Origin of the sequence: Ruegeria hyattellae (assembly GCF_041537925.1) — a bacterium.
GTDB lineage: Bacteria > Pseudomonadota > Alphaproteobacteria > Rhodobacterales > Rhodobacteraceae > Ruegeria_C.
Window position 1 is genome coordinate 149,195 of the sequence record NZ_JBGOSH010000006.1, and the last position, 16,417, is coordinate 165,611.

Here is a 16,417-nt window from a genome sequence, read left to right on the forward strand (position 1 = left end):
ATTGACGATGGTACATATGTAAGAATAGCCTGTCGAGCAGAAACGCGACTCGGGAAGAGGAAAAATCATGTCCGGGACTACGCTGCCCTCGCACGCTCATGTGGTCATTGTTGGCGGAGGTGTGATGGGTGTGGGCTTGGCCTATCACTTGGCGCATGAAGGCTGGCACAATGTCATTCTGCTGGAAAAGGCAGAGCTGACCAGCGGCAGCACTTGGCACGCGGCGGGGCAGATCACCCATTCGACCAGTTCCTTTGGGTTGGGCAAATGCGTGGACTACAATATCGGTCTCTATTCTGGCGCGCTGGAGGCCGAGACCGGTCAGGCGGTGACCTGGCATGGCTGCGGCTCGTTCCGGCTGGCCTATACGCAAGATGAGATGGACTGGCTGCGCCATACGCTTTCGGTGGGTCGTGCGCTGGGCTTCAATATCGAGTTGGTCGGGTCAGACCGCGTGGCCGAATTGCACCCGTTCTATAATCTCGACGGCGTTCTGGGTGCGTTGCACACACCCGATGACGGGCATGTGGACCCCTCGGGCGTCACCATGGCGATGGCCGCAGGGGCTCGCCAGTTGGGGGCAAAGATCATCCGTCAATGCCGGGCGACCAACATCATGCAGGCCGAGAGTGGCGAATGGGTGGTCGAGACCGAACAGGGCAACATCCGCTGCGAACACGTGGTGAATGCGGGCGGTACCTATGCGCGGCAGATGGGCGAATGGTCGGGGCTGCAACTGCCGATGACATCGATGACGCATCACTACTTCGTCACCGATCCGGTGCCGGAATTTGCCGATCTTGATACTGAACTGCCAGTGATCCGCGATGATCGCAAGGTCTCGGGCTATATCCGGATGGAGCAAAAGCGCGGGCTTATCGGGATCTATGAGAAAGAGAACCCAAACTCGGTCTGGCACGACCACTGCCCGTGGGACTATGAAAACTGGTTGTTCGACGCGGATTATGATCGGGTCATGCCCTGGCTTGAAGAAAGCCTGAACCGGATGCCGATATTTGCCGATCTGGGGATTTCTCGTGATGTGCACGGGGCGATCTCGCATCCACCGGATGGCAATCCGCTGATCGGGCCGGCTCCGGGGGTTCGCAATTACTGGTGCTGCTGCGGCACCCAGATCGGCATTGGCTGGGGGCCGGGGCTGACCCGCGAACTGGCGCGCTGGATGGTGCATGGCGCGGCGGACATCTCAATGCGCGACTACGATCCGCGCCGCTTCGGGGCCTATGCCACCAAGGACTGGCAGGTCACCAAGGCGCATGAAGATTACAAGCTGCGCCATGAAATTCCCTTCCCGCATTTCAACCGGTTGGACGGCCGCCCTATCAAGCCTTCGCCGCTTTACGATCGGCTGAAGCAGAAGGGCGCCGTTTACGAAGAGGTCTATGGCCACGAACGCCCGCGCTGGTTTGCCAAAGAGGGGGTTGCGCAGCGCGATCATTATTCCTTCCGCCGCAACGTTGTGCACGACATGGTCGGAGCCGAAAGCAGGGCAGTGCGCGAACGGGCGGGGATCATGGATATCTCGGCCTTTACAAAGATCGAGGTGACCGGACTGGGGGCCGAGGCGCTGCTGGAGCGGCTGGTTGCGAACCGCTTGCCGCAAAAACCCGGTGGTATCGCCCTGACCCACATGCTGAACCGCCGGGGCCGGATCGAGTTGGAAACCACAATCGTGAAGCTGAGCGAGGGGCGATACTACCTAGTTTGCGCAGCCTTTTTTGAACAGCGCCTGCTGGACCACCTGAATCAGCATCACAAGGATGAAGAGGCCGACATCATCCTGCGGTCCAACGACTGGGCGGCGCTGAGCCTGAATGGTCCCAAAGCGCGCGAAGTTCTGTCTGCCTGCACCGATGCTGACCTGAGTAATGCCGGATTCAAATGGCTGACCGCGCAGGAGATCAAGGTTGCCGGGCACAAGCTCTGGGCGTTTCGCATGTCCTATGCCGGGGAACTCGGCTGGGAGTTGCACATCCCCCGCGACAACGCTCTGGCGGTTTATGATGCGCTCTGGGCGGCGGGTGAGCCGTATGGGATCGCCGATTACGGGTCCTTTGCCATGAACGCCTTGCGGATGGAAAAGGGCTTTAAGGGGGCAGGGGAATTGACCAACGAGGTCACGCTGGCCGAGGCTGATGTGCTGCGTTTTGCGCGCACTGACAAGGACTATCTGGGCAAAGACACAACTTTGGACCCCGACCTGCGCTGGATCTGCGCTTATCTTGAGATCGAACCGGACGGGATCGTCGACGGCCATGGCGGAGAGGCCGTGCTGCTGGATGGCGAGGTCGTGGGCTCCATCGCCTCGGTCGCTTTCGGTCATACGATCGGCAAGATCCTCGCTTTTGCCTATGTCCGACCGCAGGTCAACGTGCCGGGGACGGAACTTGAGGTTGTGATCGCGGGCAGGCCACGTAATGGCCGCGTTTTGGGCGAACCTGTCTATGACCCGCAGAGCCGCTTACCCCGCACCGATATCGCCATGGAGGCCGCAGAATGACTATCCCCGCAACGATGAAGGCCATGGTTCTGACCGGTCATGGTGATCTGGACAATTACGAATGGCACGAGGACTGGCCAGTGCCGCAACCCGGCCCGATGGAGGTTCTGATCAGGGTCGGGGCCTGCGGGCTGAACAATACCGATGTGAACACGCGGACGGGTTGGTATTCCAAAGCGGTCGATGAGGCCACAACCGGCGGGGCCTATTCGGAGGTCGATGACGAGGACAGCACCTGGGGCGGTGCGCCGTTGACCTTTCCGCGTATTCAGGGCGCGGATGCCGTCGGCACGGTTGTGGCCGTGGGTGACGGCGTGGATACAAGCCTGATCGGCAAACGGGTTGTTGTTGCAGGTTGGCTGCGCGACTGGGGCGACCCGATGAACCGCGAGAAGGCGGGGTATTTCGGCTCGGAATGTGATGGCGGTTTCGCGGAGTATACCACGGCGGATATGCGTGGCATCGCCTCCATCGAGTCTGATCTGAGCGACGCGGAACTGGCCACATTCAGCTGCTCTTACGTGACCGCCGAAGGGATGCTGGACCGCGCGCAGGTCGGCGAGGGCGACACGGTGCTGATCCCCGGCGCCTCGGGGGGTGTTGGCGGTGCGCTGATCCAACTCTCCAAACTGCGCGGTGCGCGAGTGATTGCCTTGGCCTCCGAGGCCAAGCACGAGGACGTCGCGGAGCTTGGCCCGGATCGGATTCTGCCACGCAGCCCGGAGAACCTGAGATCGGCGCTGAAGGGCGAAAAAATCACCGTCGTTGCGGATGTCGTGGGCGGAGCGATGTGGCCCAGGCTGATCGACTTGCTGGCGCGCGGCGGGCGGTATACCTGCTCGGGCGCGATCGCCGGGCCGATGGTCGAGTTTGATTTACGGACCTTCTATTTGCGCGACCTGACCTTCACCGGCTCCACCGTGAACACACCGCAGAACTTTTTCGATGTCGTGAAATACATAGAAAAAGGGCAAATCAGACCAGCCTTAGCCGCCACCTATCCGTTAGCCGAGTTGAAGGAGGCCCAGCAGGCCTTCATCGACAAGTCTCATACCGGCAACATCGTGGTGATCCCGTGACAACACTTGATGACGTACTTGCAGCGGCCCGCGCGCTGCATCGAACCAATCCCGACCTGTCGGCGTACGCGCCGTGGCCCGACGATCTGGTCCCGACGGGTTTGCAGCCATGTCCGATCCCGGCGACGGATCTGATTGCGGATTTCGATCAGCCGGGCACCGCAGAGACCCGCGCGCTAGTGAGCGCGGTTCGGGCAACCGTGCATCTGGCAAGCTGGCAACTCGCCTATACTGAGGAAGAAGTCGGTGCCGATTTCCTCAATCGCTACGGGTATTACGAGTTGTTCGGTCCTTCAGGGCATTTCCACTCGGCGCAACTGCGTGGCTATATCGCCTACTGGGGCGCGGGATTGAATTATGGCTGGCACAGCCACGAGGCCGAAGAACTATATCTGACGCTGGCGGGCAGCGCGCTGTTCAAGGTCGAAGGGTGCACGGCCGATATAGGCTCCGGTCAGACCCGATTTCACGGCAGCTGGCAAAGCCATGCGATGGACACCACCGATCAGCCGATCCTAACCCTGATCCTGTGGCGCGGAGAGGGAATGGCAGGCCTGCCACACATGGATGCGGCATGAAGATCACCCGCATCCGCATCTTCCAGACCGGCCTTCCTTATGTGGACGGAGCCTATGCCTGGGGCGCGGGGAACGTCATCGAAACGGCCACGGCTTCGGTCGTTGTGATCGATACGGATGCGGGTCTGGTGGGATGTGGCGAATTCACGCCTTGTGGTGAGAACTACATGGTGGCCCATTCCGCAGGCGTGCCCGCGCTGGCGCGGCTGGCGGCCCCGCAGCTGCTGGGCGAAGATCCGCGCAATGTGGCCCGCATCGAACAGATCATGGATAACCTCGTGCAGGGGCATGGTTATGCCAAGTCGCCCCTCGATGCGGCCTGTTGGGACCTGTTGGCACAATCCCTGAACGCGCCGCTTCATGCGGTCTGGGGCGGCAGGCTGACCGACGGGGCGCCAATGTACCGCGTCGCACCGCAAATGGGCACCGAGGAAACCGTAGCTGAGATAGATCGGTATCGTGACCAGGGCTTCTGCCAGTTTCAGATCAAGGTCGGCAGCGACTGGACTGCGGATATCGAGCGTATCCGGTTCACTGTGCCGCTGCTGCAACCGGGTGAAACCGCCATGGCCGACGCCAACCAGGGCTGGCGCGTCGATGATGCGCTGCGTGTGGCGCGGGCAACGCGCGATCTGGATTACATCATTGAACAGCCCTGCCGCAGCTACGAGGAATGCCTGCAGCTGCGCGCCCGGATCGATCTGCCGATGAAGCTGGATGAATGCGTCACCGGCATGCATATGGCGCAGCGCATCGTGGCCGATCGCGCAGCGGAATTGGTCTGTCTAAAAATTTCCAACCTTGGCGGGCTCAGCAAGGCGCGCCGGGTGCGCGACTTTCTGGTCGAAAACCGCATCCCTGTTGTGGCCGAGGATAGCTGGGGCGGCGAGATTGCCACGGCGGCACTGTCCCATTTCGCGGCAACGACGCCGCCCGACTACCTGCAAAACACCACTGATCTGATGAACTACAATACCCGGTCCACCGGCGTGGGCGGGGCTGTGGCGCGGCAGGGTAAGCTCTATGCGCCCGACGCGCCGGGCCTTGGTGTGGTGCCGGATTTCGAAAGCCTTGGCGACCCGGTGGAGGAGTTTACCCAATGACGGAACAGGCAAATGCGACCCTGATGATCGACGACGCGCGGGTGCGGGTGACCCGGTTCGACTTCGCCCCCGGTGCCGAAACCGGCTGGCATCGCCACGTGATGGATTACGTCATCACCGCCATTACTGACTGCCACATGCGGCTCGACCTGCCCGATGGTGGCTCGACCGAGGTCACCGTTCCTGCCGGCACCGCCTATCGCCGCGAGGAGGGCGTCGAGCACAATGTCATCAACGCAGGCGACAGTCGGATGTCTTTTGTCGAGGTCGAGTTGAAATGAAGATCACCCGGATCACGGTTTATCAGGTCGATCTGCCGCTGGAGCATCCCTATTGGCTGTCCGGCGGGCGGTTGAAATTCGAGTGCCTCGACGCGACGCTGGTCAGGATCGAAACCGATGCCGGGCTGGTCGGCTGGGGCGAGGGTACGCCCTGGGGTCACACCTATGTGCCCGCGCACGGCCCCGGCATCCGCGCCGGGATCGAAACCATGGCCCGCTTTGTCCTCGGCCTCGACCCGCGCAAGCTGCTTGATGTCGAACGCGCAATGGATCAGGCGCTGCCGGGTCATCTCTATGCCAAGTCTCCCATCGACATGGCCTGTTGGGACATTGCTGGGCAGGCGGCGGGGCTGCCGATCGCTGATCTGATGGGTGGCGGGTCCCGGACTCCGCGCGCCATAGCGTCTTCGGTCGGGGCAAAGACCATCGAAGAGACCCGCGCGGTCATCGATCGCTACCGCCAGCGTGGCTATGTCGCCCATTCGGTGAAAATAGGCGGCAATGTGGAGCGCGACATTGCCCGCATCCGTGATGTCGAGGCACAACGCGGACCAAATGAGATCATCCTCTATGATGTGAACCGCGGCTGGACCCGGCAACAGGCCCTGCGCGTCATGCAGGCGACGCAAGACCTGCGCGTGATGTTCGAACAGCCCTGCGAGACGCTTGATGACATCGCCGCGCTGCGCCCGCTGCATTCCGCCCCGGTCAGCGTCGACGAAAGCCTCGTAACCCTGCAGGATGCCGCTCGCATTGCCCGCGACGGGCTGGCCGAGGTTTTTGGCATCAAGCTCAACCGCGTCGGCGGACTGACCAAGGCCGCCCGAATGCGTGATATCGCCCTGGTCCATGGCATCGACATGTTCGTGATGGCCACCGGTGGCAGCGTGTTGGCTGATACCGAGGCGCTACATCTCGCCGCCACCGTCCCCGACCACGCCTGCCACGCGGTCTGGGCCTGTCAGGACATGATCACCACCGACATCGCTGGCGGGCGCGGCCCGCGCAACATCGACGGTCACCTGCACCTGTCCGAAACCCCGGGCCTCGGCGTCACCCCGGACGAAAGCGCCCTCGGTCCCGCAGTCGCAACTTACGAGGCCCCGCAATGATCCGCCGTTTCATTTGCCCGCAGGCCAAGAGTGCGGCTGGCCCCCCTGATCGGCGTGCGCGCGCAGCGCGGCGCAAACCCTGCCGGCGCAGAAAATGAAGATCACCGGCATATCGCTCTGGCACGTGCCGCTCACCGCGCATGTGACCTACACCATGGCGGCAGGAAAAAGCTGTGCTACCGTCGAAACCGTTGTGCTGGCCCTTGATACCGACATTGGCCTGACCGGCTGGGGCGAAGTCTGTCCGATCCCACATTACCTGCCCGCCTACGCCAGGGGTGTCGCACCCGTGGTGCAAGAACTGGCCCCGGTCCTTCTGGGGGCGGACCCGGTTGGACCCGAGGCCGTCATGGCCCGGCTGGAGCGTCGCTTGCAGGGGCATGACTATGCCAAATCCGCCCTTGATATCGCGCTCTGGGATCTGACCGGGCAGGCGGCGGGTTTACCGCTTCATGCATTACTGGGCGGGCGGCAGGCCGAGACGATGCCACTCTATCATTCGATCACCTGCACCGCCCCGGAAGAGATGGCCCGGATCGCGCTTGACGCACTGGATCAGGGGATCACCCAGTTCCAGGTAAAGTTGGGCGCCGAAGCCGACTGGCAGGCCGATGTCGCTAGGCTGCGCATGGTGCGCGAGGCGGTCGGGCCGGGGCCGCTGGTCTATGGCGACTGGAATTGCGGGGCCACCTCGCTTGAGGCTACTCGCGTCGGGCGCGTCGTGCGCGACCTCGATGTGATGCTGGAACAACCCTGCGCCACCATCGACGATTGCGCTCGGGTGCGCACGGCGACGGGCCTGCCGATGAAGCTGGACGAAAGTGCCTATGACACCGCCAGCCTGCTGGAGGGACATGCCAAAGGCTGCATGGATGTCGCCGCACTTAAACTCTCGAAATTCGGCGGGCTCTCTGCAACGCGGCGGGCGCGCGACCTGTGTAAACATCTGGGCGCGCGCATGTGCATCGAAGACACTTGGGGCTCTGATATCACCACCGCTGCCCTGCTGCATCTGGGCGCTGCGAGTGCGCCCGACCGTGTGCTAAATGTCTGTGATCTGTCGGGCTATGTCTCGCCACGGCTGGCCCCTGCCGGGCCTGTCCGCCACAATGGCCGGATCGCGCCGCCCACGGGCGTTGGCCTGGGCGTGGCCCCGGATCGCGACGCGCTGGGCCCGCCCGATATGATGCTGGATTAGGAGGTCATCATGCTCAATATCCTCAGCCAGGCCGACTGGATCGACCGCGCGAAATCCGTGCTGCCGGGCGGGGGTCTTGGAAATTTCGACCCGTCGGTCTTTATCCGAGACGGCAAGGGCAGCCGGGTCTGGGACGAAGACGGGCGCGAATATGTGGACTATCTGATCGGTTCCGGCCCGATGCTGCTGGGCCATGGTCACTCCGAGGTGCTGGAGGCGGTGGCCGAACAACTGCCCAGGGGCATGACCTTTTTCGCAAATAACGCCCGCGCCGTCGAACTGGCTGAAGAGATCTGCAATGCCGTGCCCTGCGCTGAGCAACTGCGCTATGTTTCCTCCGGCGGTGAGGCGGATATGTATGCGATCCGGCTGGCCCGCGCCTTCACGGGCCGGGACAAGATCATCAAGTTCGAAGGTGGCTATCACGGGATGTGCGCCGAGGCGCAGATGAGCCTCGCACCGTCGAAACTGGTGAATTTTCCGCAAGCGGTGCCCGACAGTGCCGGCATCCCCGACAGCGTGCGCTCCGAGATGCTGATCGCGCCGTTCAACGATCCCGATTACATCCGCTCGCTGTTGGCCGAACATGGCGATCAGGTGGCCGCGATCATCGTGGAACCCTTGCAGCGGATCATCCCGCCGGAACCGGGATTCCTGCAACTGCTGCGCGACGAGGCCGACCGGCATGGCATCGTGCTGATCTATGACGAGGTGGTCACCGGGTTCCGCTTCTCTTATGGCGGTGCGCAGGAGCTCTATGGCGTCACGCCTGATCTTGCCACGCTGGGCAAGGTGATTGGCGGGGGCTTTCCGCTGGCGGCCATCGCGGGCCGGGCCGATATCATGGCACATTTCGACAAATCCTCCGTCGGAGAGGACAAATGGCTGATGCAGCTTGGAACGCTCTCGGGCAACCCGGTTGCGGCGGTTGCAGGCCTCAAGACGATGGAGATCCTACGCCGCGACGGGCAATATGACCGGCTGCGCGAAAATGGTGAGCGCCTGATGCAGATGGCCTCCGCGGCGCTGGACGCGCAGGGTGTCTCCTACAGGATCGTGGGTGACCCCACTCTGTTCGAGATCGTGTTCACCAGCGCAGATGTGCGGGATTATCGCGATGTCTTCCACTCAGACACAACGATGGCAGCACGTTTCAACGCCGTGCTGCTGCAGAACGGTGTGTTCAAGTCAGCAGGCAAGACCTATCCGTCACTTGCACTTACGGAAGAGGATTTCGCCCTGACCGAGACGGCCTATGTGAAGGCCGCGGAAGCGATCGTCTGAGCGCTTCAGATGAAATCGTTCATCACTTCGCGGATGATGTTTTCCCGGCGGATGCCGCGCGCCTTGAGTTCAGCGTCGCTCATCGCAAAAAGCGCCTCGATCCGGCGCACGCGCGAATTCGCTTCGCCGATCCGGATAAGGGCTTCGAAGATGCCGCTGAAAAACTCGGCGACTGCCTTGCTGGCGAGCACGAGGCCATTCGAATGTGTAACGGACTGAGCCATGTCGACGCAGACTCCTCTTTTGCAGTTGCTGCAGATTTATGCTGCAACTGCAAAGGGGAAAAGGACCGTTCCGGAATGCCCGCCTTGCAGCAAGTGCAAGTCTCGCGGCGTGAGCCCCTCTCAGGAGTTTGGATCGAAGGCAGGATCGACCGGAACCTGCAACGCGGTTGCAAGCGCGTTGGTTTGTGCGGCCATGCCAATAACTGCCAGCAATTCAGTGTGCATCTGGGGGCTCATGCCTTTGGCGCTGGCGGCTGCGGTGTGTGAATGCACGCAGTATTCGCAGCCGTTAGCCGTTGAAACCGCGACATAGATCATTTCCTTTACCAAAGGGTCCAGCATGCCGGGGGCCATCACATGTTTCAGACGGTCCCATGTGGCACGCAGCATGACCGGGTCATGGGCTAAGGCGCGCCAGAAGTTGTTGATGTATTCGGTCCCGCGCGTAGCACGGATATCGTCGAAGACGGCCAGCGCATCAGCGCTGACCTCTTCATCCGAGAGCAGAGTGACGGTTGCCATCTCAGACCAGCGCCAGGATCCGCGCGGGTCCGCCCGAGCCGCCTCGATGGGTGGGCGCGCCCACGATTAGCGTGGCACCGCTGGCGGGGACGTTTTCCAGCCCGGCGAGATTCTCGATTCCATAGCGGTTAGTGGGCAGCCAGGCGTAGTGCGTGGCAAAATCCGCCGACGGCCCGTGATCCAGAGACAGCGTGTCGACCGCTATCGCTCCGGCATTGCCATCCTCAACCAGCATCTGTGCTGCTTCCACATGGAAGCCGGGGAAGTGCATCTTTTTCTCACCATCCACATTGCGGTAGCCCTCGCCGCCGGTCTTTCCGGCCCAGCCCGAATGCATCGCGATGCAAGCCCCCGGCGGGATCGGGCCATTCGCGTCGATCCAGGCCTTCAGATCATCGGGCGTAACCTGCGCGTCGGCATCCTCGGCTGCCCGCGCGGCGATATCGACGACGCAGAGCGGCGCAACAAGATTTTCGACCGGGATTTCATCCACCGCCTGTCCATCGGCTGAAAAGTGCAGCGGTGCGTCGATATGGGTGCCGGTATGTTCATTGACGGTCAAGTTGAACAGGTTGAAGCCATTATCGGCGAACTTGAACGGTTGCTCGGTCGAAATGCCCGGTGCGCCGAAGTAAGTCGGGAAATCCGCGTCGTAGATATGGGTCATGTCGACGACGGTTTCATGCCCCATGGCCAGCGACGGTGTTGTGGCACCCGTTGCCAAAGCCGCGCCCGCCGCTACCGCCGCACCGCCCTTGAAGAAGGAACGGCGCGAGAGCATCCGGTCCTTTACTGCGTCCATCACGCATATATCACACATTGCTGGTCTCCCGGAGTTCATTGGAATGAACCGCTGCGATGGGTGCCTGCGAAACCCTGCCTCCGGCCAACCTAATCAAGGGCTTGCCGCGCGGTCCAGCCCTGAGTTGGCGGATTGCGGAAATCCTCTCATCCGCCTAGGCTGGCGTGGCAGAAGACGCGGGGACGAATGGCGGGCCAAACCGAACAGGTGCTGAACGCGGTGCTGGCGGATATCGATGCCGGGCGGCTCGATCCCGGTGATGTTCTGGAAGAGGCGGCGCTGATGGCGCGCCACGACGTATCACGAACGCCAGTGCGTGAGGCATTCATCCAGCTGGAAACCGTGGGTCTGATTCGCCGCCTGCCGCGCAAGGGCGCAGTGTTGTTCAAGCCCACGCTTGAGGAGTTTCTGGCCATTCTCGAAGTGCATGCAAGGCTGGAAGGGCAGGCGGCGGGCCTGGCGGCACGGCGCATGTCGGCAGCTCAGGCGGCGGAACTGGAGGCGGTGGTTTCCGCCTGCGAAACCCATGCGCGCAACAAGGGCGACGACGACCCCTATGGCTACTACCGCCTGAACCTGCGCTTTCACGAACTGGTCGCGTTGGGCGCAGGCAACCCCTATCTGGTCGAACTGGTCAAGACCCATGCGCGTAAATTGCTGGCCTATTATCGTGCGCGCTACCGCTATCCCGGCTCTATCGGAACGTCAGCACGAGAGCATCGCGAGATCGCCACGCTGATCCTGGATCATAAGCGCGATGAGGCCGAAGAGCGCATGACGGGCCATGTGCAATTCGATCAGGTCACGGTGATGGACTTGCTGGCCGCTCTGGGCTGAGCGCGGGCAAAGCCCTTCGAACGGGCTTGATCAGGAACAACCAGCGCGAGCTTGTTCGAAAAACTGCGCGACGCTCTCCGCATAGTCTTGCTGGTCCGCTGCGCGGGTCAGGGAGGATCGCGCCTGCGCCAATATCGCGTCACCCAGTACCGGGGCCATCTCCTCGGTCAGGGCGGTCACGAAACCCGGTTCCATCTCGGGGTGGTGCTGAGTGGTAAAGATATGGTTTCCGATCGCAAAACCCGCCGTCCGGCATTGCGCCGAGATCGCGAGATTACGCGCGCCTTCGGGCAACTTGGTCACCTGTTCCTTGTGGCTGGCATAGAGGTGAATGCGGTCGGGCAGGTGGCCCATCCAGCTTTCCTTTGCAATGATCTCGTTGGTGGTGAGGCCATGCACCCAGCCCACCGGATTGTCGCCCAGCGCCCCGCCAAGCGCCATGGCGATGGCCTGATGACCGTAGCATGCGCCAAAGATCGGCATCTCTTGCTCATTCATCGCGCGGATCAGGTCCAGAAGGCGCCGTGTCCAACCCGCATCGTTCAGGACCGAGGAAGGGCTGCCGGTGATCATCGCGCCATCGAATCCTGACAGGTCGTCAGGGAAGATACCGTCCTTCACGGCAAACACTTCGGTGGTCCAATCCGGCCGGACAAGATGGATGAGAGCGGTAAATTTTTCACCATCCTTCGGATGAAGCTGCGCAAAGGCGCTTTCATCGGTGTTGGTCATCAGAATTGCCAAATGCATGATTTGCCAGCCAAGTTTTTCATTTACATATTTATAGCATTCAATAATATACACATGTTAACAGATTTTGGAAGAGGGTGATGACAGTCTGGACACCAGGTGATGACGGATATGCCGATCTGACCAGCCACGACGCCTTTGTGAACGGCCCCCCGCACAACACCTTCGCACGGTTGCGGCGGGACGATCCCCTGCACTGGACCGAATATGCCGACGGGCAGGATTTCTGGTCGGTGACCCGGCATGCCGATATCTGTGAAATGAACAAGAACGCTGCGGTGTTTTCCTCGGCGCGCGGCATACGGATGGAAGATCAGAGCTACGAGGAATACCTCGCCCGCCGCACTTTTCAGGAAACCGACCCGCCCGAACACAGCAAGAGCCGCATGAAGCTGCTCAAGGCGTTTTCGCGCACCACGATGGCGCAGTACGAAGAGGAAATCCGCCAGATCTGTGTCGAGATCCTTGATGACGTGCTGCAGCGGGAAACATTCGATGCCACCAAGGAGATCGCCCGCCAATTGCCGATGCGGATGTTGGGCCGGATCGTTGGCCTACCGGACGAAGACCTACCCTGGCTGGTGGAAAAGGGTGATGCGCTGATCGCCAATACCGACCCCGATTTCACGGCCCATGTGATGGACAAGCTGGAAACCGATGAGTTCCGCATGATGCCTTTCAACTCGCCCGCCGGGGCCGAACTTTATGCCTATGCAAAGGAGTTGATGGCCTCGAAAGACAAATCCGGCGACACGTCGGGCGTGCTGCACATGATTCTGCAACCAGCCAAGGACGGTTCGGTCATCTCCGATACCGAGTTCCGCAATTTCTTCTGCCTCGTGGTGGCAGCGGGCAATGACACCACGCGCTATTCCATCGCGGGCGGCATTCAGGCCATGTGTCACCAGCCGGAGTTGCTGGCCCAGATGCAGGCCGGTGGCGATATCTGGGACACCGCGCCGGATGAGATTGTCCGCTGGGCCACGCCTGCGCTCTATTTCCGCCGCACGGCCACCCAGGATGTCGAAATGCACGGCAAGACGATCCGCGAGGGCGACAAGGTGCTGTACTGGTGGATCTCAGCCAATCGCGATGGGTCAGTGTTCGATGATCCGTTCCGCGTCGATCTGACCCGCAACCCGAAGGGGCATCTGAGCTTCGGTCAGGGCGGCCCGCATGTCTGCCTGGGTATGTGGCTGGCGCGGCTTGAAGTGCGGGTGCTGTTTCAGGAACTGGCAAAGCGTATCAGCGCCATCGAACCGGCCGGGCCGCACAGATTTCTGCGCTCAAATTTTGTGGGCGGCATAAAGGAACTGCCGGTGACGGTCACTCTGGCCTAAGCTGTGCGTGGACCGAGAGGGAGGAAACCGGACCATGAAGACCCGATTGCGCGCGCTGTTCTGCGATCATCTGAGCATCATGCGGGGCAAATACCTGCCCAATTCCAAGATTGCCGATAGCAGCACGCGGTTCTGCCTGTCGGTCTTCGGGACGCATTACGACAAGGACCTGCTGGATGCACCTGGGTCGAAAGTCAAGGCGGGCCTGCCGGATATGGAACTGAAATGGCTGCATGACGATATCCGCGACAGTTGGCACGCCGATACAAAGATCGTTCTGGGCGATCTTTATGATGACGAGGGTGACCTGCTGCCGCTCTGCCCGCGCGGGGCGCTCAAACGATCGGTCGCGGCGTGGCAGGCCAAGGGGCTGACCCCCAAGGTCGGGATCGAGTTGGAGGCTTTTGCGCTGCAGGCCGATGATTCCGGACGGCTGGGGCCGTATGATGCGCCGGGTGGGGTGGTCTATGGCACCGGGCCCTATTCCGACCCGCTGCGGTTCAACGACCGGATCTGGGCGATGGCGGATGATATGGGCTTTTCGCTCGACATGATCACCGCCGAGTTTGACAGCCCACAGTTCGAATACACGCTGACCTTTGACGATGCGGTCAAGGCGGTGGACGATATCGTGCTCTTCCGCCTGATGGCGCGCGAGATTGCACTGGAATACGGGATCGTTCTGACCTTCATGCCGAAACCGATTGCCGAGGGCGGTGGATCGGGGATGCATATCAACTTCTCCTTCACCGACGAAGCGGGTGGCAACGCACTGTCCTCCGGGCCGCGCGGTGGGCCGGATCACATGAACGATCTGGCGCGCGGCTGCCTGAGCGGGTTGTTGCATCATCACAAGGGGCTGGCGGGGCTGATCGCGCCGACCGCCAATTCCTATCTGCGGCTGCAACCCGGCTCGCTTTCAGGCTTCTGGCAGAACTGGGGCGGCGATCATCGCAACGTGACCACGCGGATCAGTTCCGAAGGCGGGGCGAAGGCACGGCTGGAACACCGGATGGCGGATGCCTCGGCCAACCCCTACACCGCCGTGGCCGCGGTGCTGCATGCGGCACGGCTGGGGGCGGAGAACGGCCATCAATTGCCGCCGATGGAGACCGGTGACGGGTTTGACCACACGGATGCTAAAGAAGGCACCGCCATCGATTTGAGGGGGGCTGTGGCTGATCTGGAACAGGATACTGCGCTGGCGCAGGCGGTGGGGCCGGAGCTGATCGCCAATCACGTCTACATGAAACAGAAAGAAGTCCGCAAAACCCGCGATCTTGAGGGCGACGCTTTGCGGGATTTCTATGTCTATTTTGTCTAGGCGCGTCCCAGAAAAAAGATAACAAAAGCCGCCGAACACGTCGAAATCTACGATTTCAGACGGCGTTAGGCGCCCCTGTCGTTTCTGGAAACGCTTTACGCGTCAGGACACGCTTGCAAATCCCGCATCCAGCGCGGTCAGGATTGTGTCCACATCCGCCTCGGTTAGCACCAGCGGCGGTGACATGATCAGGTTCGCGCCCGACATGCGCACCATCGCACCCGCCTGATAGGCACCCTCCTGGATTTTGCCGATGGTTGCCTTGTCGATGGGTGTTTTGGTCGCGCGGTCCGAGACCAGCTCCAGCGCGCACATCAATCCATGCCCACCGCGCACATCGCCGATCAACTCGTACTTCCCCTGTAGCGCCTGCAAGCCCTTGAAGAGCTGCGCCCCGCGCGCCGCCGCATTGGTCGGCACGTCCAGACGGATCGTCTCTTCCAGGCAGGCCAGCGCTGCGGCGGCCCCAACCGGGTGGCCGGAATAGGTGTAGCCGTGCCCGATATTCGCAATGCCGGTCTCGTCCTGTTCAAAGACCTGCGCCACATGCTCGGCGATCATCACCGCACCAAAGGGGAAGTAGCCATTGGTGATCGCCTTGGCGGTGCACATCAGGTCAGGCTGCACGCCCCAATGGCGGGACCCGCTCCAACTGCCGGTACGGCCGAAGGCGGTGATGACCTCATCCGCGATCAGCAGGATGCCGTGCCGTGTACAAATCTCGCGCACGCCCGGCATGAAGCTTTCATGCGGCGGGATGACCCCGCCCGCGCCCAGAATCGGCTCCATGATGAAAGCGGCGATACTGCCCGCGCCCTGCATGGCAATCTCGTCCTCCAGCATAGAGAGGCACAGTTGTGCCAGCCGCTCGGGGTCGGTCTCGTCGAAAGGGTTGCGATAGGTGTAGGGGGCGGGAATGTGGTGGCACCCGGCCAGAAGGGGCTCATAGGCGGAGCGGAAATTTGCGTTTCCATTCACTGAGGCACCGCCGAAATGAGTGCCGTGATAGCCCTTTTTCAGGCTCAGGAACTTGGTGCGACCGGCCTCGCCCCGGACCCGGTGGTATTGCCGCGCCAGCCGCAAAGCGGTTTCCACGCTGTCGGAGCCACCCGAGGTATAGAAGGCGCGGCTCAGCCCGTCGGGTTCAAAGAAAGCGCGCAGTTCCTCGGCGAGCTGGATCACCGTTTCATTGGTCGTGCCGCGGAAGATCGAGTAGTAGGGCAGACGCTCCATTTGCGCGGTTATCGCGGCTTTGATCGGGTCGCAGGAGAACCCGAGATTGACGTTCCACAACCCGCCAACCGCATCCACGACCTCATGCCCGTCAATATCCTTGATCCGCACGCCCGAGGCGCCGGTGACGATGGTGGGCGGGTTGGCCTGACAATCGGCCGGATGCGCCATCGGATGCCAGACTGAGCGGGCGTTCATTTCCTTGAGGAAGTTGCTGTCTTTCATTTGG

Annotated in this window: 16 protein-coding genes; 11 read left to right on the forward strand and 5 right to left on the reverse strand. The window is 61.7% G+C overall.

What is annotated here, in order from left to right:
• The first annotated feature begins 67 nt into the window (after positions 1-67).
• From AB1E33_RS16175 to AB1E33_RS16210, 8 genes are all read left to right on the forward strand, one after another.
• Positions 68-2,521 carry an FAD-dependent oxidoreductase gene (locus AB1E33_RS16175; protein WP_372578308.1) on the forward strand — a complete coding sequence of 818 codons (2,454 nt, stop codon included), beginning with the start codon at positions 68-70 and terminating at the stop codon, positions 2,519-2,521.
• Positions 2,518-3,600, forward strand: coding sequence for an alcohol dehydrogenase family protein (locus tag AB1E33_RS16180; protein WP_372578309.1), 1,083 nt, complete (start codon positions 2,518-2,520; stop codon positions 3,598-3,600). The genes AB1E33_RS16175 and AB1E33_RS16180 overlap by 4 nt, the downstream gene beginning before the upstream one ends.
• Complete coding sequence (locus AB1E33_RS16185; protein WP_372578310.1) at positions 3,597-4,178, forward strand: dimethylsulfonioproprionate lyase family protein; 582 nt, start codon at positions 3,597-3,599, stop codon at positions 4,176-4,178. The genes AB1E33_RS16180 and AB1E33_RS16185 overlap by 4 nt, the downstream gene beginning before the upstream one ends.
• The gene (locus tag AB1E33_RS16190; RefSeq protein WP_372578311.1) at positions 4,175-5,281 is read left to right on the forward strand and encodes a mandelate racemase/muconate lactonizing enzyme family protein; all 1,107 of its coding nucleotides are present in this window, start codon (positions 4,175-4,177) and stop codon (positions 5,279-5,281) included. The genes AB1E33_RS16185 and AB1E33_RS16190 overlap by 4 nt, the downstream gene beginning before the upstream one ends.
• Positions 5,278-5,562 (forward strand): cupin domain-containing protein, encoded by a 285-nt coding sequence (locus tag AB1E33_RS16195; RefSeq protein WP_372578312.1) that lies wholly within the window; start codon positions 5,278-5,280, stop codon positions 5,560-5,562. The genes AB1E33_RS16190 and AB1E33_RS16195 overlap by 4 nt, the downstream gene beginning before the upstream one ends.
• A complete protein-coding gene (locus AB1E33_RS16200; protein WP_372578313.1) occupies positions 5,559-6,674 on the forward strand; it encodes a mandelate racemase/muconate lactonizing enzyme family protein in 1,116 nt (371 codons plus the stop codon). The genes AB1E33_RS16195 and AB1E33_RS16200 overlap by 4 nt, the downstream gene beginning before the upstream one ends.
• Positions 6,675-6,768: 94 nt before the next feature.
• Entirely contained in the window at positions 6,769-7,872 is a 1,104-nt protein-coding gene (locus AB1E33_RS16205; protein ID WP_372578314.1) for a mandelate racemase/muconate lactonizing enzyme family protein, read from the forward strand.
• A 9-nt stretch (positions 7,873-7,881) separates the two neighbouring features.
• Positions 7,882-9,156, forward strand: a complete 1,275-nt coding sequence (locus AB1E33_RS16210; RefSeq protein WP_372578315.1) for an aspartate aminotransferase family protein — start codon at positions 7,882-7,884, stop codon at positions 9,154-9,156.
• Positions 9,157-9,161: 5 nt separating this feature from the next.
• Here AB1E33_RS16210 and AB1E33_RS16215 read toward each other — a convergent pair whose 3' ends face one another.
• From AB1E33_RS16215 to AB1E33_RS16225, 3 genes are all read right to left on the reverse strand, one after another.
• Complete coding sequence (locus AB1E33_RS16215; protein WP_372578316.1) at positions 9,162-9,380, reverse strand: DUF1127 domain-containing protein; 219 nt, start codon at positions 9,378-9,380, stop codon at positions 9,162-9,164.
• A 120-nt stretch (positions 9,381-9,500) separates the two neighbouring features.
• The gene (locus AB1E33_RS16220) at positions 9,501-9,902 is read right to left on the reverse strand and encodes a carboxymuconolactone decarboxylase family protein (RefSeq protein ID WP_372578317.1); all 402 of its coding nucleotides are present in this window, start codon (positions 9,900-9,902) and stop codon (positions 9,501-9,503) included.
• 1 nt (position 9,903) lies between these two features.
• Positions 9,904-10,722, reverse strand: a complete 819-nt coding sequence (locus AB1E33_RS16225; RefSeq protein ID WP_372578318.1) for a cyclase family protein — start codon at positions 10,720-10,722, stop codon at positions 9,904-9,906.
• Positions 10,723-10,890: 168 nt separating this feature from the next.
• On the opposite strand from AB1E33_RS16225, the gene AB1E33_RS16230 reads away from it, so the two are divergent.
• Positions 10,891-11,541 (forward strand): GntR family transcriptional regulator, encoded by a 651-nt coding sequence (locus AB1E33_RS16230; protein WP_372578319.1) that lies wholly within the window; start codon positions 10,891-10,893, stop codon positions 11,539-11,541.
• A 30-nt stretch (positions 11,542-11,571) separates the two neighbouring features.
• On the opposite strand, the gene AB1E33_RS16235 is transcribed toward AB1E33_RS16230, so the two are convergent.
• Positions 11,572-12,273 carry a type 1 glutamine amidotransferase gene (locus tag AB1E33_RS16235; protein ID WP_372578320.1) on the reverse strand — a complete coding sequence of 234 codons (702 nt, stop codon included), beginning with the start codon at positions 12,271-12,273 and terminating at the stop codon, positions 11,572-11,574.
• Between the two features lie 98 nt (positions 12,274-12,371).
• On the opposite strand from AB1E33_RS16235, the gene AB1E33_RS16240 reads away from it, so the two are divergent.
• On the forward strand, positions 12,372-13,631 hold the full coding sequence (locus tag AB1E33_RS16240; RefSeq protein WP_372578321.1) for a cytochrome P450: 1,260 nt from the start codon (positions 12,372-12,374) through the stop codon (positions 13,629-13,631).
• Between the two features lie 34 nt (positions 13,632-13,665).
• On the forward strand, positions 13,666-14,955 hold the full coding sequence (locus tag AB1E33_RS16245) for a type I glutamate--ammonia ligase (RefSeq protein ID WP_372578322.1): 1,290 nt from the start codon (positions 13,666-13,668) through the stop codon (positions 14,953-14,955).
• A gap of 102 nt (positions 14,956-15,057) precedes the next feature.
• Here AB1E33_RS16245 and AB1E33_RS16250 read toward each other — a convergent pair whose 3' ends face one another.
• Complete coding sequence (locus tag AB1E33_RS16250; RefSeq protein ID WP_372578323.1) at positions 15,058-16,413, reverse strand: aspartate aminotransferase family protein; 1,356 nt, start codon at positions 16,411-16,413, stop codon at positions 15,058-15,060.
• Positions 16,414-16,417 lie beyond the last annotated feature (4 nt).